Annotated in this window: 12 protein-coding genes; 6 read left to right on the top strand and 6 right to left on the bottom strand. The window is 71.9% G+C overall.

Features of this window, described 5'->3' with window-relative positions:
• Positions 1-44 precede the first annotated feature (44 nt).
• Genes IEY86_RS15105 through IEY86_RS15090 form a run of 4 tightly spaced genes read right to left on the bottom strand, consistent with a single transcriptional unit; the run spans position 45 to position 6,026 of the window.
• Positions 45-1,205: an acyl-CoA dehydrogenase family protein gene (locus IEY86_RS15105; protein ID WP_189132340.1), complete on the bottom strand. Its 1,161-nt coding sequence runs from the start codon at positions 1,203-1,205 to the stop codon at positions 45-47.
• Between the two features lie 2 nt (positions 1,206-1,207).
• The gene (locus IEY86_RS15100) at positions 1,208-2,143 is read right to left on the bottom strand and encodes a hydroxymethylglutaryl-CoA lyase (protein WP_189132339.1); all 936 of its coding nucleotides are present in this window, start codon (positions 2,141-2,143) and stop codon (positions 1,208-1,210) included.
• Positions 2,144-2,157: 14 nt separating this feature from the next.
• Positions 2,158-4,311 carry an acetyl/propionyl/methylcrotonyl-CoA carboxylase subunit alpha gene (locus IEY86_RS15095; protein ID WP_189132200.1) on the bottom strand — a complete coding sequence of 718 codons (2,154 nt, stop codon included), beginning with the start codon at positions 4,309-4,311 and terminating at the stop codon, positions 2,158-2,160.
• A 53-nt stretch (positions 4,312-4,364) separates the two neighbouring features.
• Positions 4,365-6,026: a carboxyl transferase domain-containing protein gene (locus tag IEY86_RS15090; RefSeq protein WP_189132199.1), complete on the bottom strand. Its 1,662-nt coding sequence runs from the start codon at positions 6,024-6,026 to the stop codon at positions 4,365-4,367.
• Between the two features lie 145 nt (positions 6,027-6,171).
• Here IEY86_RS15090 and IEY86_RS15085 point away from each other — a divergent pair, with 145 nt between their 5' ends.
• Together IEY86_RS15085 and IEY86_RS15080 are read left to right on the top strand one after the other, a co-directional pair.
• Complete coding sequence (locus IEY86_RS15085) at positions 6,172-6,810, top strand: SACE_7040 family transcriptional regulator (RefSeq protein ID WP_189132198.1); 639 nt, start codon at positions 6,172-6,174, stop codon at positions 6,808-6,810.
• Positions 6,811-6,875: 65 nt separating this feature from the next.
• Entirely contained in the window at positions 6,876-7,460 is a 585-nt protein-coding gene (locus IEY86_RS15080) for a Uma2 family endonuclease (RefSeq protein WP_189132338.1), read from the top strand.
• Between the two features lie 122 nt (positions 7,461-7,582).
• Here IEY86_RS15080 and IEY86_RS15075 read toward each other — a convergent pair whose 3' ends face one another.
• A complete protein-coding gene (locus tag IEY86_RS15075) occupies positions 7,583-8,386 on the bottom strand; it encodes a phosphatase (RefSeq protein WP_189132197.1) in 804 nt (267 codons plus the stop codon).
• A gap of 68 nt (positions 8,387-8,454) precedes the next feature.
• Entirely contained in the window at positions 8,455-9,957 is a 1,503-nt protein-coding gene (locus IEY86_RS15070; RefSeq protein WP_189132196.1) for a PucR family transcriptional regulator, read from the bottom strand.
• Positions 9,958-10,138: 181 nt separating this feature from the next.
• Between IEY86_RS15070 and IEY86_RS15065 the strand changes: the two genes are divergently transcribed.
• The 4 genes from IEY86_RS15065 to IEY86_RS15050 all read left to right on the top strand — a co-directional run bounded on the left by IEY86_RS15065 (position 10,139) and on the right by IEY86_RS15050 (position 18,429).
• Positions 10,139-11,605: a sodium:solute symporter family protein gene (locus IEY86_RS15065; protein WP_189132195.1), complete on the top strand. Its 1,467-nt coding sequence runs from the start codon at positions 10,139-10,141 to the stop codon at positions 11,603-11,605.
• 49 nt (positions 11,606-11,654) lie between these two features.
• Entirely contained in the window at positions 11,655-12,623 is a 969-nt protein-coding gene (gene speB / locus IEY86_RS15060; protein WP_189132194.1) for an agmatinase, read from the top strand.
• Positions 12,620-14,263, top strand: coding sequence for a thiamine pyrophosphate-binding protein (locus tag IEY86_RS15055; RefSeq protein ID WP_189132193.1), 1,644 nt, complete (start codon positions 12,620-12,622; stop codon positions 14,261-14,263). Before speB ends, IEY86_RS15055 begins: the two co-directional genes overlap by 4 nt.
• Before the next feature lie 167 nt (positions 14,264-14,430).
• On the top strand, positions 14,431-18,429 hold the full coding sequence (locus IEY86_RS15050; RefSeq protein ID WP_189132192.1) for an ABC transporter ATP-binding protein: 3,999 nt from the start codon (positions 14,431-14,433) through the stop codon (positions 18,427-18,429).
• Positions 18,430-18,431 lie beyond the last annotated feature (2 nt).

Raw genomic sequence — 18,431 nt, 5'->3', positions numbered from 1 at the left:
GGCCCCATTCAGGATGAAGGGTGTGGTGATGGATGGATATTTCCTCAGCCGGTAAGACCCAGCTCCCGGGCGATCAGCATGCGCTGGACCTCGCTCGTGCCCTCGCCGATCTCGAGGATCTTGGAGTCCCGCCACATACGGGCGACCGGGTACTCGTTCATGAAGCCGTATCCGCCGTGGATCTGGGTGGCCTCCCGGGCGCTGGTGACGGCGATCTCCGAGGAGTACAGCTTGGCCAGTGCCGCCTCCTTCTTGAACGGCTCTCCGTGCAGCATCCGGGAAGCGGCGTCGCGCCAGGCCAGGCGGGCGGTGTGCGCGCGCATCTCCATGTCGGCGATCTTGAACTGGATCGCCTGGTTGGCGCCGATCGGCCGCCCGAACGCCTCCCGCTCCTTGGCGTACCGCAGCGACTCGTCGACGCAGCCCTGCGCCAGGCCGGTGGACAGCGCGGAGATCGCGATCCTGCCCTCGTCCAGGATGCGCAGGAACTGCGCATAGCCGCGGCCCAGCTCTCCGAGGAGGTTGGCCGCCGGGACACGGCAGTCGGAGAACGACAGCTCACGGGTGTCCGAGGCGTTCCACCCCACCTTGGAGTACTTCTTCGACACCGTGAAGCCGGGGGTGCCGGACGGCACGATGATCGAGGAGATCACCGGGCGGCCGTCCTCCGCGCGGTCGGTCACGGCGGTAACGGTGACCAGGCCCGTGATGTCGGTGCCGGAGTTGGTGATGAAGCACTTGGTGCCGTTGATCACCCACTCGTCGGTCTCCGGGTCGAGCCGCGCCGTGGTCCGGGTACCGCCCGCGTCGGAGCCGCACTCGGGCTCGGTGAGGCCGAAAGCGCCCAGCATCTCGCCCGAGCACAGCTTCGGCAGCCAGGTGCGCTTCTGCTCCTCCGTGCCGAAGCGGTGGATCGGCATCGCGCCGAGGGAGACCCCCGCCTCCAGCGTGATGGCCACCGAGGAGTCGACCCGAGCCAGCTCCTCCAGGGCCAGGCACAGGGCGAAGTAGTCGCCGCCCATACCGCCGCACTCCTCGGGGAAGGGCAGGCCGAACAGGCCCATGCGGCCCATCTCGCGCACGATCTCGTAGGGGAACTCGTCGTGCTCGTAGAACTCGCCGATCTTGGGAGCGACGACGTCGTGGGCGAACTGCTCCACGGTGCGCCGCAGTTCCTCGTACTCGCCGTCGAGGCGGTGGTCGATGCTCATGACTGCTGCTCCTGATGGGAGAGGGCACGGACGGTGCGGGAAGGGCTGGGTCGGCCCAACTGCCCGGCCATCCACACGCTTGTGGCGGTGAGGCGGCCGATGTCGACCCCGGTGTCGATGCCGAGCCCGTTCAGCATCCAGACGAGGTCTTCTGTCGCGAGATTGCCGGTCGCGCTCTTGGCGTAGGGGCAGCCGCCGAGGCCGCCCGCGGAGGCGTCCACGGTGGTCACCCCGCGCTGGAGGGCGGCCAGGGTGTTGGACAGCGCCTGCCCGTAGGTGTCGTGGAAGTGCACGGCGACGCGCTGGAGCGGGGTGCCGCCGCCGGTGAGCGCGTCGAGCAGGGCGGTGACATGGCCGGGCGTGGCGGCGCCGATGGTGTCGCCGAGGCTGAGCTCGTCGCAGCCGAGGTCGAGCAGGCGACGGCCGACCGCCGCGGCCTGCTCGACGGGGACCGAGCCCTCCCAGGGGTCGCCGAAGCACATGGACAGGTAGCCGCGCACCCGCAGCCCGGCGTCCTTGGCCCTGGCCACGACGGGGGCGAACATCGCGAGCGCCTCGTCCACCGTGCGGTTGAGGTTGGCCTTGGCGAACGACTCGGTGGCGCTGCCGAAGACGGCGACCTCGGTGGCGCCGAGGGCCAGAGCCCGCTCCAGACCCCGATCGTTGGGAACGAGGACGGGCAGCCGCACCCCGGACGAGGCCAGGGCGGCCACGCGGGGGAACAGCTCCTCGGCGTCGGCGAGCTGCGGCACCCACTTGGGGTGGACAAAGCTCGTGGCCTCGATCGTGGTCAGACCGGCGGCGGCGAGCCGCTCGATGAACTCGGCCTTGACCTCGACGGGGACGGTCCCCTTCTCGTTCTGCAGGCCGTCGCGCGGGCCCACCTCGTGGATCCGCACACGCTCCGGCAGGCCGGACATCGGCACGTTCATGGGCAGGGCGGTGGTCACCGGGCCTCCCCGACGCTCGTGGGGGTGGTCGGACTCGCGCCGATCACCGGGTCCTTGGCGCCCGCGGCGCCCTTGCCCGCGGCGCCCTTGCCCGCGGCGCCCTTGCCTGCGGTGTCTTTGCCTGCGGTGTCTTTGCCTGGGGTGCCCTCCCCGTCCCCGTCGCTCCCGTGCGGGGTGACGACCACGAGGAGTTCGTCCATGGCGACGGTGGCGCCCGCGGCCACGGTGAGGCGGCTGACGGTGCCGTCGTGGGGTGCGCAGATGACGTGCTCCATCTTCATCGCCTCCACGACCAGCAGGCCCTGACCCGCCGTCACCTCGTCGCCGACGGCGGCCTTCACCACCGTCACCGTGCCGGGCATGGGGGCGGTGAGCGCGTCACCCCCGGCGGCGGCCCCGCCGAGCAGCGCGGCCTCCACCGGGTCGTGCGGGTGCAGCGCCCAGCTGTCGCCGTCCCGCCCCAGCCAGTCCCCGGCGTGGTGGAAGGTGTGGGTGACGCCGTCCCACGTCAGATGCAGCCGCCCTTCGCTGCCCCGCTCCAGCCGGGCCGCCACGGGCGCGGCTTCGCCGACGGCGACCTCGGCGCCCGCGGCCCGGCCGCGCACCCGTACCTCCACGGGCTCGCCACCGGGGGCCTTGAGCCGGTGCACCGTCCAGGCCCTCTCCCCGATGCGCCAGCCGTCGGGAACGCCGAACGGATCGACCCACGCGGCGCCGGACGGTTCGGTGGCGGGCTCGAGCGCGAGCTGGCGGGCCAGGGCAGCGGCGCCGTAGACCTCGTCGGGGATGCCGGAGTCCACCAGGGAGTCCACCTCCCGCTCCACCAGGCCCGTGTCGAGGTCGCCCGCGGCCACGTCGGGGTGGGCCAGCAGCCTGCGCAGGAAGCCGGCGTTGGTGGCGACGCCGAGCACGACGGTCTCGGCGAGCGCCGCCCGCAGCCGCCGCAGCGCGGTGGGCCGGTCGGGACCGTGGACGATGACCTTGGAGAGCATGGGGTCGTACGTGCTGCCGACCTCGGTGCCCTCGGCGAGCCCGGAGTCGGTCCGCACGTCCATGCCCCGCGGCTCGCGCAGGGCCAGCACCGTGCCCCCGGAGGGCAGGAAGCCCCGGGCGGGGTCCTCGGCGCAGACGCGCGCCTCGACGCTGTGGCCGGTGAGCCGGATCTCCTCCTGCTGAAGGCCCAGCCGCTCGCCCGCCGCCACCCGCAACTGCCACTCCACCAGGTCGAGGCCGGTGACGTACTCGGTGACCGGGTGCTCCACCTGGAGCCGGGTGTTCATCTCCATGAAGTAGTAATGGGCCGGGTCGTCGCCGGGGACGATGAACTCCACCGTGCCCGCGCCCGCGTAGCCGCACGACTTGGCGGCCCGCACCGCGGCCGAACCCATGGCCTCGCGGGTCGCCTCGTCGAGCAGCACCGAGGGGGCCTCCTCGATGACCTTCTGATGGCGGCGCTGGAGGCTGCACTCGCGCTCGCCGAGGTGGACCGCGTGCCCGTGCCCGTCGGCCAGCACCTGGATCTCGATGTGCCGGGGCCGGTCGATCCACCGCTCCAGCAGCAGGGTGTCGTCGCCGAAGGAGCCGCGGGCCTCCCGGCGGGCGGCCGCGATCTCGTCGGCGAGCGCGGCCGGGTCCCGCACCAGCCGCATGCCCTTGCCACCGCCGCCCGCGGACGGTTTCAGCAGCACGGGTGCGCCGATCCCGCGGGCGGCCTCGATCAGTTGGGCGTCGGTGAGCCCGGAGCCGCTGCTGCCGGGGACGACGGGCACGCCCGCCGCCTGCACGGTCTCCTTGGCCCGGATCTTGTCGCCCATCAGCTCGATGGCGTCGGCGGGCGGGCCGATGAAGACCAGGCCCGCCGAGGCGCAGGCGCGGGCGAACGCGGCGTTCTCCGCGAGGAATCCATAGCCGGGGTGGACCGCCTGCGCGCCCGTGCGGCGGGCCGCCTCCAGCAGCCGCTCGACGGACAGATAGCTCTCCGACGCCGCCGCCGGGCCGAGGCGCACGGCGGTGTCGGCCTCGCGCACATGGCGGGCATCGGCGTCGGCGTCGCTGAACACGGCGACGGAGCGCACTCCCAGGCGGCGCAGGGTGCGGATGACCCGGACCGCGATCTCGCCTCGGTTGGCCACCAGGACGGTGTCGAACATCGTCGTGCCTCTCCCTGTCGCAGCGCCCACAGCCGTCACACCCCTCACACCCCTCACATCCGGAAGACGCCGTAGCCGGGCGCGGAGGGATCGCGGTGCGGCAGCGGCGCGTTGGCGCACGCGGTCAGGGCGAGGCCGAGCACGGTGCGGGTGTCCATCGGGTCGATCACGCCGTCGTCCCACAGCCGGGCCGTGGCGTAGTAGGCGTTGCCCTGCGTCTCGTACTGCGCGCGGATGGGGGACTTGAACGCTTCCTCGTCCTCGGTCGGCCAGCTCTCGCCCTGCGCCTCGATCTGGTCGCGCTTGACGGTGGCAAGGACGGAGGCGGCCTGCTCGCCGCCCATGACGGAGATCTTGGCGTTGGGCCACATCCACAGGAAGCGGGGGGAGTAGGCCCGGCCGCACATCGAGTAGTTGCCCGCGCCGTAGGAGCCGCCGACGACCACGGTGAGCTTCGGCACGCGGGTGCAGGCCACGGCCATGACCATCTTGGCGCCGTGCTTGGCGATGCCGCCGGCCTCGTACTGGCGGCCGACCATGAAGCCCGAGATGTTCTGCAGGAACAGCAGCGGGATGGCGCGCTGGTCGCACAGCTCGATGAAGTGGGCGCCCTTCTGGGCGGACTCGGAGAACAGGATGCCGTTGTTCGCGACGATCCCCACCGGGTGCCCGTGGATGTGGGCGAAGCCGGTCACGAGCGTCTGCCCGTACTCGGCCTTGAACTCCGCGAAGCGGGAACCGTCCACGACCCGGGCGACGACCTCGCGGACGTCGTACGGCGTGCGCGGGTCCACCGGCACCGCTCCGTACAGACCCGCCGGGTCGACCGAGGGCTCCTCGACCGGCACCACGCGCCACGGCCGGGGGGTGCGGGGCGCGAGCGTGGAGACGATGTCGCGCACGATCCGCAGGGCGTGCGCGTCGTTCTCCGCGAGGTGGTCGGTGACGCCGGAGGTGCGCGAGTGCACCTCGCCGCCGCCGAGCTCCTCCGCGGTGACGACCTCACCGGTGGCGGCCTTCACCAGCGGCGGGCCGCCGAGGAAGATCGTGCCCTGGTTGCGCACGATGACGGCCTCGTCGCTCATGGCGGGCACATACGCGCCACCCGCGGTGCAGGAGCCGAGGACGGCGGCGATCTGCGGGATGCCGCGCGCGGACATCGTCGCCTGGTTGTAGAAGATCCGGCCGAAGTGCTCGCGGTCGGGGAAGACCTCGTCCTGCTTGGGCAGGAAGGCGCCGCCGGAGTCCACCAGGTACACGCACGGCAGGCGGTTCTCCAGCGCGATCTCCTGGGCCCGCAGGTGCTTCTTCACGGTCATCGGGTAGTAGGTGCCGCCCTTGACCGTGGCGTCGTTGGCCACGACGACGACCTCGCGGCCGCGCACGCGCCCGATCCCCGCGATGACGCCCGCGGCGGGCGCCTGGCCGTCGTACAGCCCGTCGGCCGCCAGCGGGGCGATCTCCAGGAACGGCGAGCCGGGGTCGAGGAGGGTGTCGACCCGGTCGCGGGGCAGGAGCTTGCCCCGGGCGGTGTGCCGGGCACGGGCCCGCTCGCCCCCGCCGAGCCGGGCCGCGGCCAGCTTCTCGCCGAGCTCGGCGGCCAGCCGGGAGTGCGCTCCGGCATTGCTCCGGTAGACGTCCGAGCCGGGGTCGAGCGCGCTGGTCAGTATGGGAGCGCCGACGTCTCCTGGGGCGATGCCCGCCTGCTGTCCCATCGTCTCGAAGCTCCTTTGCTCCGGATCCGGACCCGAGGCCCGGGTGCCGACCTGCCGGTGCCGTTCGTCCTGGTGGTCACGTTAGTGGTCGTTAACTATTGCCACCAGGTTAACGAGCACTAACGCCCCTGTCTAGAATGGCCGGGTGCCCAGTTCCACGACAGACAAGAGCGCCGGGTCCCGGCGGGACCAGATCCTGCGGGAGGCCGCCCGGCTGTTCGCCTCGCGCGGCTTCCACGGTGTGGGCGTGGACGAGATCGGGGCCGCGGTCGGCATCAGCGGCCCCGGCCTGTACCGGCACTTCGCCGGCAAGGACGCGATGCTGGCGGAGCTGCTCGTCGGCATCAGCGGACGGCTGCTGGCCGAGGGCAAGCGGCGCAAGGCCGAGGCGGAGGACGCGCACTCCGCCCTGGAATCGCTGGTCCGCGGGCACATCGACTTCGCGCTGGACGACCGCCCGCTGATCACTTTGCACGACCGCGAGCTGGACCGCCTGCGCGAGTCCGACCGCAAGCTGGTGCGCCAGCTCCAGCGGCAGTATGTGGAGCTGTGGGTCGAGGTGGTGCGCGAGGTCTATCCCGGCCTGGCCGAACCGGAGGCCCGCGCCTGTGTGCACGCCGTCTTCGGCCTGATCAACTCCACCCCGCACAGCACCTCGGCGCCCCGCTCCACGCCGGCCCCGGGCCGCACGGCCATGGCGTTCCTCCTGCACAGACTCGCCCTGGGCGCCTTCGGCGCGGCAGCGGACGGTCAACCCAGCCGTCATGATCACCCTTTCGAGTGACCGCACCGGCATTCGCACTGGGTAGCCTGAACAAGACGACGAAAATCCCGCCCATGGGAGGAACGATGACCGCGGCCCCGCTGCCCGATTGGCTCATTCCGCCGAGTGGCGGTTACACGGCCGACGACCTGGATCGGCTCCCGGACCTGCCTCCGCACACGGAGCTGATCGACGGGAGTCTTGTCTTCGTGAGTCCGCGGAAGAGTTTCCATACGCTGGCGATGTTCCTGCTGGAAAGCAGGCTGCGGACCCAGGTGCCGGAGACACTGCGTGTCCGACGGGAGATGAGTGTCACGCTCGGGAAGAGAAACCGACCCGAGCCCGACGTCTCGGTGGTCCGCGCCGAAGCGGTGAGTGAAGCCGCCGACGAGACCGGTTACCTGGCCGAGGACGTCGTCCTCGTCGTCGAGGTGGTCTCGCCGGAGTCGGAGGAGCGGGACCGGGACGCCAAGCCCCGCAAGTACGCGGCCGCCGGGATCCAGCACTACTGGCGGGTGGAGAAGGGCGAGGGCAGGCTGCCGGTGGTCTACGTCTATGAACTCGACCCGGCGACCGGTGCTTACATCGGCACCGGCATCTTCCACGAGCGGCTCAAGCTCACCGTGCCCTTCACGATCGACATCGACCTGACCGAGATCGAACGCCTCTGACACCTCGACCGACCGACCAACCCACCCGACCCACCCGACCCACCCGGCTGACCGGCTGACCGACCGACCCGGCTGACCGACCGACCGTCGACCGGTCGGTCAGCCGAGGAGATCCTCGCTGGTCAGTCGTCGAAAAGGCCCGCCATCTCCAGCAGGTACTCCGTCATCGGGTCGTACAGGTGCGGGGGGACGTTGTCGTCCAGGGGGACGGTTACGGCGATCGTGCCTTCCGCCTCGCCGACGAAGAGGGCGGGATCGTTGCAGTCGGCGAAGCCGATGGTGTCGATGCCCCGCTGTGCCGCGCAGCCGGCCCAGCCGTGGTCGGCGAAGACCAGGTCGGGCATCGGCAGGTCGTCGCGCTCCAGGGCGTCCAGGATCGCGGTCATCGGGTCGGGGGAGTGGGTGTGCAGCAGGTTGCCGCCCCGGTGCAGGGCGGAGACGCCACCGATCAGCCGTACATCCCCGTTGTCCGCGTACAGTCCCTCGGCCGGGGTGACGAGCCGGCAGCCCACCAGCCGCAGGGAGCGGGCCACCGCCTGGTGGACGGGCAGCATTCCCGCAGGGTGGCCGGTAGCGAAGAGCACCCGCTGCTCGCCCGCGATGGCCTTGCGCAGCCGAACGGCCACACGTTCGAGGGCGTCCACCGTCAGCTCGGCGTTGATGGTGTCCTGGCCGGACACATGGTTGGGGTCGGCGACGACGCCGCAGCGCTGCGCCATCACCTCCAGGACCGCCCTCTCGTCGGTCCAGCGGTCGCCGAGTTCGAGGCCGAGCCAGAAGTGCCGGTTGCCCTCCGCCAGTTCGCGGTAGTGGGCGAGGTTGTTGTCGCGCGGGGTCGCCACGTCTCCGGCTATGCGGGACCGGACGAGATGGGCGACGAGCTCGTCACGGGCGGGCGTGGCGTTACGGACTTTCGACTTGGCCATGCGGGCATTGTCCAACGTCCACCCGTGGCCGTGGGACGGGAGGCCGGTGATCGGCGGGGTGGCGCCCGTCACTTCCCGCCATGTCCGGGCCCAGGGTTCGCCGGCAGAAACCGCAGCGCGAACCACAGCTCCATCCGGGTGTCGGCGTCGGCGAGGTCGGCGTCCAGCAGGGATTCGACCCGGGCGATGCGCTGGCGGACGGTGTTGCGGTGCACCTCCAGGGCCACCGCGGTGCGGTCCCAGCTGCCGTGCAGTGAGAGCCAGGCGCGCAGGGTCTCCGCCAGCTCCGGGGCGTCCGCCAGAGGGGACAGCCGGGCGCGGGCGAGCACGGCGGCCTCTCCCGGGGCGACCAGCGAGGCCATCCCCGAGTCCTGGGGGCGGTGGCGGGCGACGGCCGCCCGGTTGGCCAGGGCCCGCCGCAGAGCCCGTTCCGCCTGACCCTCGGCGACGGTCAGATCCGCGGCGGGCGCGGGCGCGCTGACGCCGAGCGTCCACCCGGGCTGCTCGGCGACGGCCGCGTCCCCGGGCAGGAGTGCCCGTAGCTCCTCGCCCTCGACGTCCACGAACGGGGTGCCGAGCGCGGTGCCCAGCGTCGCCGCCGCCAGCTCCGGGGCCTCCGTCGTCCGCCCGCGCCGTCGGCCGCGCACGACGGCCCAGGGGCCCTCACCGAGCAGTGGTGCCGCGTCCTCGGGGCGGGCACCGAGCAGAAGGCGCACCAGCGCCGCCGCCGACCCCGATGCGGACAGGCTGTGCCGGGACCCGGTCAGCAGCGACAGCAGGACCGCCGCGACTCCGGACACCGACCGGTCCACCGCGTCCTGGTGCCCCGCCGCCAGGCCGAGCACCAGCCCGGTCTCGGCCAGGGCGTGCGCGGTCAGATGCTGGTCGCCCGTGTGGTCGGCGGCGGTGGACAGGGGCCGGCCGCCGTGCAGCCGCGCCGCCAAAGAGGCCAGCCGGGCGGGAACGGGATCCGAGGGACGCACACCGGCCGAGTGCAGCTCCCGCCCCTCCCGGTCGAAGAGCACCACCCAGGCCGTCAGCGCGTGCGCGAGCTGGCGCAGCACCGCCGGAACGGGGTCGCGCCGGGCCGCCGCCGTGGCCAGCCCCTGCTGCGCCTCGCTCATCCGGCGCAGCTCCCGGGTCCTGGCCTCGGAGATCGCCAGCCACACCGCCCGTCCGACGGCCACGAACGAGGTCGGGGGCGGGACCTCGAGCAGCGGCAGCCCGTGCATGTCGCAGGCGGCCACCAGCTCGGGGGGCACGGTGTCGTGGACGGGCGCGACACCGAAGCCGAGCGCCGCCGCCCCGGCCTCCACGGCCCGCGCGACATAGCGGTCGAGGTATTCGTGCCGGTCACCGGTCGCGGGGAAGTGCACCCCGGCGGTCAGCAGGAGCTCCCCGCCCAGCAGATAGGGCACGGGGTCGTCCATCTCGCTGGTGTGCACCCAGGCGATGGAGGTGTCCTCGGCGGGCGTCCCCGCCACCTGCCGCAGACCGAGATCCTCTCGGGCCAGCAGCCAGGTCAGCGGCACGGCGAGGGTCGCGGACGGTGAGAGCGGGGGCTCGTTCATATGGATGGTTCATCCTGATCGCATAGTGAGGATGGATGAAACGTACACTTCTCCGCCCCTTTGTGGCCACCTAGAGTCAACTCCGACGCGCTGCCCCCTCACCGCGGCGGTCACTTCCCCAGAGCAGTCCCCCACAGCACCACCCTCCCCCGAACCGCTCCCTCACATCGCGGAGGCCCGGATGGCCGTCGACTACGCCGTCATCGTCGTGTACCTGGCCGGCATGCTCGCCATGGGCTGGTGGGGCATGCGCCGCGCCCGCTCCAAGAGCGACTTCCTCGTGGCCGGCCGCCGCCTCGGCCCATGGATGTACTCCGGCACCATGGCCGCGATCGTCCTCGGCGGCGCCTCCACCATCGGAGGCGTCGGGCTCGGCTACAAGTACGGTCTCTCGGGCGCCTGGATGGTCCTCACCATCGGCCTCGGCCTGCTGGCGCTGAGCATCTTCTTCTCCGCCCGCATCGCCCGCCTGAAGGTCTACACCGTCTCCCAGATGCTCGACCTGCGCTACGGCGGCTCGTCGGCGGTCATCTCCGGCATCGTCATGTGGGCCTACACCCTCATGCTCGCCGTCACCTCGACCATCGCCTACGCGACCATCTTCGACGTGCTGTTCGGCCTCGACCGGACCGTGGCGATCATCCTCGGCGGCGCCATCGTCGTGTGCTACTCCACGCTCGGCGGCATGTGGTCGATCACCCTGACCGACATGGTGCAGTTCGTCGTCAAGACCGTCGGTGTCCTGCTCCTCCTGCTGCCCATCGCCGTGGTCAAGGCCGGCGGCTTCGGCGAGATGAAGGACAAGCTCCCCCACGGCTACTTCTCCCCGATGAACATCGGCACGGAGACGATCTTCACCTACGTGCTGATCTACACCTTCGGCATGCTGATCGGCCAGGACATCTGGCAGCGCGTCTTCACCGCCCGCAGCGACAAGGTCGCCCGCCTCGGCGGCACCGTCTCCGGCATCTACTGCCTGGTGTACGCGATCGCCGGTGCCGTCATCGGCACCGCCGCGAAGGTCCTCTACCCCAAGCTCGGCAGCGCGGACGACGCCTTCGCCACCGTCGTGAAGGACGCCCTGCCCATCGGTGTGAAGGGCCTGGTCCTCGCCGCGGCGCTGTCCGCGGTGATGTCGACCTCCTCCGGCGCGCTGATCGCCTGCGCCACCGTGGCCAACAACGACATCTGGTCCCGTCTGCGCGGCATCAGGCGCGAGGGCACCGACCACGACGAGGTCCGCGGCAACCGCGCCTTCATCCTGATCATGGGTGTCGGCGTGATCTCCATCGCGATCGCGCTGAACAACGTGGTCGAGGCGCTCACCGTGGCCTACAACCTTCTCGTCGGCGGCCTGCTCGTCCCCATCCTCGGCGGACTGCTGTGGAAGCGCGGCACCGCCCCCGGCGCCCTGGCCTCCATCGCGGTCGGCGGCGGCACGGTCGTCGTCCTCATGGCGACCAAGGGCATCCTGGCGAACGAGCCCATCTACTACGGCCTGCTCGCCGGCCTCGCCGCCTACGCGGTCATCAGCCTGGCCACCAAGCCCACGGACGCCGCCGTCCTGAGCGCCTGGCGCGAGCGGCTCGCGGGCCGCGGTCCCGCGGCGGAGGAGAGCGACGTGCCGCCGGTCCCGGCGAACGCCTGACACAATCCCCACTTGTCATCAGAAAGCATCATCGGAAGGGCATCCACTCATGAGCACCGAGCCCCGCGGCCCCATCGACTCGTCCCGCACACCGCGGTACGCGGGAGCGGCCACGTTCGCCCGGCTGCCGCGCCTGGACGAGGTAGGGACCGCCGACATCGCCGTCGTCGGCGTCCCCTTCGACTCCGGTGTCTCGTACCGTCCCGGCGCCCGCTTCGGCGGCAACGCCATCCGTGAGGCCTCCCGGCTCCTGCGCCCGTACAACCCGGCGCAGGACGCCTCCCCGTTCGCCCTCGCCCAGGTCGCGGACGCCGGTGACATCGCCGCCAACCCGTTCGACATCAACGAGGCCGTCGAGACCGTCCAGGCCGCCGCCGACGACCTGCTCGACACCGGCGCCCGCCTGATGACCCTCGGCGGCGACCACACCATCGCCCTGCCGCTCCTGCGGTCGGTCGTCCGCAAGCACGGCCCCGTGGCCCTGCTGCACTTCGACGCCCACCTCGACACCTGGGACACCTACTTCGGCGCCGAGTACACCCACGGCACCCCGTTCCGCCGGGCCGTCGAGGAGGGTCTGCTCGACACCGAGGCGCTGTCCCACGTCGGCACCCGCGGCCCGCTCTACGGGAAGAAGGACCTCGACGACGACGAGAAGATGGGCTTCGGCATCGTCACCTCCGCCGACGTCATGCGGCGCGGTGTCGACGAGGTGGCCGACCAGCTGCGCGGGCGCATCGGCGACCGCCCGCTGTACATCTCCATCGACATCGACGTGCTCGACCCGGCGCACGCCCCCGGCACGGGCACGCCCGAGGCGGGCGGCCTGACCTCCCGCGAACTGCTGGAGATCCTGCGCGGTCTGTCCTCGTGCAACCTGGTCTCCGCCGACCTCGTCGAGGTGGCCCCGGCCTACGACCACGCCGAGATCACCTCGGTCGCCGCGTCGCACACCGCCTACGAGCTGACCACCATCATGTCCCGCCGGATCGCCGCCGCCCGCGAGGCCGGGAAGTGACGCGCAACGGGGGAGACCTGGTCACCGAGTCCCTGGCCGCCCTGGGCGCGACCACGGTCTTCGGCCTGCCGGGACAGCACGCCCTCGGCACCTTCGACGCGCTGCGCCGCTCCGGCCTGGAGTACGTGGGCCTGCGGGTGGAGAACAACGCGGGCTTCGCCGCCGACGCCTTCGCCCGGGTCACCGGGACGGTCACGCCCCTGCTGGTGTCCACCGGCCCCGGTGCGCTCATGACCCTGGCAGCGCTCCAGGAGGCCGCCGCCGCGTCGGCGCCCGTCCTGGGCATCAGCAGCCAGGTCCCTACCGCGGGGCTCGGCGGAGGCCGCAAGGGCTATCTGCACGAGCTGACCGACCAGAAGGCCTCCTTCCGGGACGTCGTGAAGTCCGTGCACACCGTCCGTTCGGCCTCCCAGATCCCCTCGGCGATCGCCGCGGCCTGGGAGTCGGCCCTCACCGCGCCCTACGGCCCCACCTGGGTGGAGATCCCGCAGGACGTCCTGCTGGCCGAGACGACCGTGCCGCCGGTGACGGCGCTGTCCGCCTCGCCGCGCCCCCCGCTGCCCCGCCCCGAGCTGGTCGAGGAGGCGGCCAGGCTGCTCTCCGGTGCCCAGCGCCCCGCGATCCTCGCGGGCGGAGGCGTGGTGCGCGCGGGAGCCGCCCCCGAGCTCCTGGCGCTCGCCGAGAAGGCCAACGCGGCCGTGGCCACCACCTTCGGCGGCAAGGGCGCGTTCCCCTGGGAGCACCCGCTCTCGCTCCAGTCGTGGATCGAGGACCGGCACACCACCGACTTCTTGGAGGAGGCCGATGTGCTCCTCGTGGTCGGCTCCGGTCTCGGCGAGCTGTCCTCGAACTACCACACCTTCCGCCCCCGCGGCCGGGTGATCCAGATCGAGGCGGACCTGGGCAAGCTCGAGTCCAATGTCCCGGCGCTCGCCCTGCACGCCGACGCGCGCCCGGCCCTGGAGGCGCTGCTGGAGGCGGTCGGCGAACGCCCCGACGAGACGGCCGCGAAGGCCGTGTCCGAGGTGCTGTCCAAGGTCGCCGAGCGCATCGGCTCCCAGGACCTCGGCCTCGAGCAGCGGGTGCTCGCCTCCGTCCGCGCGGCCCTGCCGGACGACGCGGTCAGCTGCTGGGACATGACGATCCTCGCCTACTGGGCCTGGTCGGCGTTCGACGCCCGCGAGCCGAACACCATGCACTCCGCCCAGGGCGCCGGCGGCCTCGGCTACGGCTACCCGGCGGCGCTCGGTGCCGCCGCGGCCGACCGGTCGAAGCCGGTGCTCGCCGTGTCGGGCGACGGCGGCGCCATGTACTCGATCGCCGAGCTGGCCACCGCCCGCCAGCTGGATCTCAAGGTCACCTGGCTGATCGTCGACGACGGCGGCTACGGCATCCTGCGCGAGTACATGAACGACGCCTTCGGCCAGGCGACGGCGACGGAGCTGGCCCGCCCCGACTTCGTGAAGCTGGCGGAGTCGTTCGGCGTCCCGGCCGTGCGGACCACCGTGGAGGACCTGGAGGCCGACCTGGCCAAGGCCCTGGCGGCCCCCGGCCCGAATGTCGTGGTGCTTCCGGCCCTCCTGCGGATGTTCGCTCCCACCCACGGCGACCACGGCGACCACGGCGACCACGGGGAGTAGCGCGGGCGCACAGCCGCGGCACCGTCCGAGCCGGCCCGAGGGCCGTTCGAGGCGGACTGGGAATCATTGGCCAGGGAATCAGAAGTCCCGTCCACCGGTTCATCCGGTGGACGGGATTTTTTTCATTAGTATGGCTAAGTACATTTCCCTTGGAAAAGGTGGAACGGGTGTCAGGTCGGGCTGAACAGGGGCAGGGCTGGCTGCGCAGGCTCGCGCGCTACTGCTGGCGTTACCGGCGCAATGTCCTGCTCGCGTTCGGGGCCTCGCTCGCCGGGATGGCCGTCACCGCGCTCGTTCCGCTCGTGCCCCGGCTGATCATCGACGACGTCATCGTCTCCCACACCCGGCCGCTGGGCCCCTGGGCCGCCGTCCTGGTCATCGCGGCCCTCGTCGTCTACGGGCTCACCTATGTGCGGCGCTTCTACGGCGGGCGGCTCGCGCTCGACGTCCAGCACGACCTGCGCAATGAGATGTTCCGCTCGCTGACCCGGCTGGACGGCGCCCGTCAGGATGAACTCGACACCGGTCAGGTCATCGGACGGGCCACCTCGGACCTCCAGCTCATCCAGGGGATGCTGTTCATGCTGCCGATGATGATCGGCAACATGCTCCTGTTCGGCCTCTCGCTCGTCGTCATGCTCGTGCTCTCGCCCCTGCTGACGCTCGTGGCCCTCGCCGTCGCCCCCGCCCTGTGGTTCCTGGCGGTGCGCAGCCGCACCCGGCTCTTCCCGGCCACCTGGTACGCGCAGGGGCAGGCCGCCGCCGTCGCCGGGATCGTGGACGGCTCGGTCACCGGAGTCCGCGTCGTCAAAGGCTTCGGGCAGGAGGAGCAGGAGATGGCCAAGCTGCGACGGGTCAGCCGCAAGCTGTTCGCCGCCCGCCTGCGCACCGTCAAGCTCAACAGCCGCTACACCCCCGCCCTCCAGGCCGTCCCCTCCCTCGGCCAGGTGGGCATGCTGGCGCTGGGCGGCTGGATGGCCACGCACGGCCAGGTCACCCTGGGCACCTTCGTCGCCTTCTCCACCTACCTGGCGCAGCTCACGGGGCCCGTGCGCATGCTCACGATGTTCCTCACCGTGGGCCAGCAGGCCCGCGCTGGTGTGGAGCGCGTTTTCGAGCTCATCGACACCGAGCCGCTGATCAAGGACAAGGCCGACGCCCACGCGCTGCCCGCCGACGCCCCCGCGACCGTGGAGTTCGAGCACGTCACCTTCGGATACGACGAGAAGCGCCCGGTCCTCAGCGACCTGAGCCTGCGCATCGAACAGGGCCGGACCCTCGCCGTCGTCGGGACCTCCGGATCGGGCAAGTCCACGGTCTCGCTCCTGCTGCCCCGCTTCTACGACGCCGCCTCCGGCACGGTGCGGGTGGGCGGCCACGACGTGCGCGAACTGACCACCGAGTCGCTGAGGGCCGCGATCGGCATGGTGCCCGAGGACAGCTTCCTGTTCTCCGACACCGTGCGCTTCAACATCCTCTACGGTCAGCCGGACGCGTCCGAGGAGCAGATGCTCGCCGCGACCCGGGCGGCGCAGGCCGACGAGTTCATCCGCGAACTGCCCGACGGCTACGACACCGTCGTCGGTGAGCAGGGCCTGACGCTGTCCGGCGGTCAGCGCCAGCGCATCGCCCTGGCCCGCGCCATCCTCACCGACCCCAGGCTCCTCCTGCTGGACGACGCCACCTCGGCCGTGGACGCCCAGGTGGAGGCCGAGATCCACGACGCGCTGCGCGAGGTCATGGTCGGCCGCACCACGCTGCTGATCGCCCACCGCCGCTCGACCCTGCTGCTCGCCGACCGGATAGCCGTGCTCGACGCCGGGCGGCTGGTCGACATCGGGACCCACGGCGAGCTCGAGGAGCGATGTCCGCTGTACCGGGCGCTGCTCACGGACCCGGACGCCCTCGCCGGGGAGGTACGCGAGAAGGACCCCGCCGCCCTGGCGGCCCGGAACGGACATGTGAACGGACATGTGAACGGGCATGTCAACGGGCACATCGACGGACATGCCGACGGCCGCATCGACGGGCACGCCGACGGGCATGTGAACGGGCACATCGACGGCGATGCAGACGGCCGCACCAAAGTGTCCGTCGACGGGCACCTCGACGACCACCGGGGCGTCCGGGCCCGAATCCCACAGGGCATCACCCCCCAATTGTGGCGCCGCGACGAGGACGAGCCCGCCCCGGCCGCCAAGGGCGACGGTGAGGCCAGGACCCCGGCCGCCGCCGTGCCCGCTGTCGGTCGGCACGGCGGGGGCATGGCCGCCGGCATGGCCGGGATGCCCGCCACCCCCGACCTGCTCGCCAAGGTCTCCGCACTGCCGCCCGCCACCGACACCCCCAAGGTGGACGAGCGGGCCGCCCGCGCCGCCGACCCCGACTTCAACCTCCGGGCCCTTCTGCGCGGCTTCCGCGCACCGCTGGCCATCAGCTTCCTGCTCGTGGCCGTCGACGCGCTCGCCGGGCTGGTGCTGCCGATCCTGATCCGCTACGGCATCGACCAGGGTGTGCAGCAGGTCGCGCTGAGCGCGGTGTGGGCGGCCTCGTTCGCCGGGCTCGTGATCGTCGTCGCCCAGTGGGCCGCGCAGGCCGGGGAGATCCGGATGACCGGGCGCACCGGTGAGCGGATCCTGTACTCCCTGCGCGTCAAGATCTTCGCCCAACTCCAGCGGCTCGGCCTCGACTACTACGAGCGCGAGCTCACCGGCCGGATCATGACCCGGATGACGACCGACGTGGACGCGCTCAGCACCTTCCTCCAGACCGGACTCGTCACCGCCGTCGTCAGCCTCTTCACCTTCTTCGGCGTCCTGGTCGCGCTGCTCGTTCTCGATGTCGAACTGGCTCTGATCGTCTTCGCCGCGCTCCCGGTGCTCGCGGTGAGCACGTACTACTTCCGCAGGGGCGCGGTACGGGCGTACGAGCAGGCCCGGGAGAAGGTCAGCACGGTCAACGCGAGCCTTCAGGAGCATGTGGCCGGTCTGCGGGTCGTCCAGGCGTTCCGCGGTGAGCGGCGCGGCGCCGAGGTGTTCGCCGCCGACAGCGCTCAGTACCGCCAGGCCCGGGTACGCGGTCAGCGCTACATCTCGGTGTACTTCCCCTTCGTGCAGTTCCTGGCGTCCGTCGCCGCGGCCCTGGTGCTCATCGTCGGCGCCGGGCGGGTCAGTGACGGCACCCTGACGGCGGGTGCGCTGGTGGCGTACCTGCTCTACATCGACCTGTTCTTCGCCCCCGTCCAGCAGCTCTCCCAGATCTTCGACGGATACCAGCAGGCCTCCGTCTCGCTGGGCCGGGTCCGCGGCCTGCTGCGGCTGCGGACGGCGACCCCGCTGCCCGCAGAGCCCCGTCGGGTGGAGAAGCTGCGCGGCGAGGTCGAGTTCGACGACGTGCACTTCAGCTACAACATCTCCGGCGAGGGTGCCGAGGGTGCCGAGGGTGCCGAGGGCGGCGAGGCCGAGCAGGAGGCCATGGCCGGGATCTCGCTGCGCATCCCCGCCGGGCAGACCGTGGCCTTCGTCGGTGAGACCGGCGCGGGCAAGTCGACGCTGGTCAAGCTGGTGGCCAGGTTCTACGACGTGACGTCGGGCGCGGTCCTGGTGGACGGCACCGACCTGCGCGAGTACGACCTGACGGGCTACCGGCGCCGCCTGGGCGTCGTGCCGCAGGAGCCGTTCCTCTTCCCCGGAACGGTGCGCGACGCCATCGCCTACGGCCGTCCCGACGCCGCCGACCACGAGGTGGAGGCGGCGGCCCGCGCGGTCGGCGCGCACGAGATGATCGCCACGCTGGAGGGCGGCTATCTGCACCGCGTGGCCGAACGCGGACGCAATCTGTCGGCCGGTCAGCGCCAGCTCATCGCACTGGCCCGCGCCGAACTGGTCGACCCCGACCTGCTCCTGCTCGACGAGGCGACCGCGGCCCTCGACCTGGCCACCGAGGCACTGGTCAACCGGGCCACCGAGCGGCTCGCCGGGCGCCGCACCACCCTCGTGGTCGCGCACCGGCTCACCACGGCAGCCCGAGCGGACCGGGTCGTGGTGCTGGACCGGGGACGGGTCGTGGAGGACGGCACGCACGCCGAACTCCTCGAGGCCGAGGGCCGCTACGCCGAGCTGTGGCGGACCTTCACCGGCGAGGTCGAGGAGGCGGCGGTCGCCTGAGC

The sequence above is a fragment of the Wenjunlia tyrosinilytica genome, assembly GCF_014646055.1.
Classification (GTDB): Bacteria; Actinomycetota; Actinomycetes; order Streptomycetales; family Streptomycetaceae; genus Wenjunlia; species Wenjunlia tyrosinilytica.
Note: the sequence above shows the minus strand (reverse complement) of the source record. Positions and strands in the feature narration are given on the sequence as shown.

Bases quoted from the DNA above. Each gene is read 5' to 3' on its own strand.
- IEY86_RS15070 (WP_189132196.1), bottom strand. From the start codon at position 9,957: ATGAACGAGCCCCCGCTCTCACCGTCCGCGACCCTCGCCGTGCCGCTG.
- IEY86_RS15075 (WP_189132197.1), bottom strand. From the start codon at position 8,386: ATGGCCAAGTCGAAAGTCCGTAACGCCACGCCCGCCCGTGACGAGCTC.
- IEY86_RS15065 (WP_189132195.1), top strand. From the start codon at position 10,139: ATGGCCGTCGACTACGCCGTCATCGTCGTGTACCTGGCCGGCATGCTC.
- IEY86_RS15080 (WP_189132338.1), top strand. From the start codon at position 6,876: ATGACCGCGGCCCCGCTGCCCGATTGGCTCATTCCGCCGAGTGGCGGT.
- IEY86_RS15090 (WP_189132199.1), bottom strand. From the start codon at position 6,026: ATGGGACAGCAGGCGGGCATCGCCCCAGGAGACGTCGGCGCTCCCATA.
- IEY86_RS15100 (WP_189132339.1), bottom strand. From the start codon at position 2,143: ATGAACGTGCCGATGTCCGGCCTGCCGGAGCGTGTGCGGATCCACGAG.
- speB (WP_189132194.1), top strand. From the start codon at position 11,655: ATGAGCACCGAGCCCCGCGGCCCCATCGACTCGTCCCGCACACCGCGG.
- IEY86_RS15095 (WP_189132200.1), bottom strand. From the start codon at position 4,311: ATGTTCGACACCGTCCTGGTGGCCAACCGAGGCGAGATCGCGGTCCGG.